At 52.2% G+C, this 402-nt stretch carries 1 protein-coding gene; it reads right to left on the reverse strand.

The window, feature by feature from the left end:
- A partial coding sequence (locus M3182_RS25790) for a hypothetical protein (protein WP_251560679.1) occupies nt 1-244 on the reverse strand: 244 nt, incomplete at its 3' end.
- Nucleotides 245-402 lie beyond the last annotated feature (158 nt).

Genomic DNA, 402 nt, shown 5'->3' on the forward strand with positions numbered 1-402 from the left:
GTTTCAAAAGCATCCATTGCATCGGGTCAGTGCCTTCTTTCGGCTGATAACCCAGGGCGAATTCGAGAACGTCTGTTACATCCTTCGCCGTCCACGCGCTCCCCATCAGGCGCTTGAGCATCGCGATTGCCGATCCATGATCAGCCTCGAAATACGGCAGCGCATGGCGTTTGATTGCAATGTTGTGCTCGGACCCACTAATCAGGTCCTTAACGATATCGACGTGCTTATTCTCATCGGTCATTGGTTTTTCTCCACCGAAACGGGTTCACATTTGAAATTGCTGGTTTGCTGAAGCTTCTTTGCGCGCCTACGCTTCCGATAGGCTGACTGCCTGCATTCGTTCCCGCAGTAGTGCATGTCATGGCGAGTGGCGTTGATAGGCTTGCCACAGTCCTTACA

It is taken from the genome of Mesobacillus maritimus (assembly GCF_023715205.1).
Classification (GTDB): Bacteria; Bacillota; Bacilli; order Bacillales; family Cytobacillaceae; genus Mesobacillus_B; species Mesobacillus_B maritimus_C.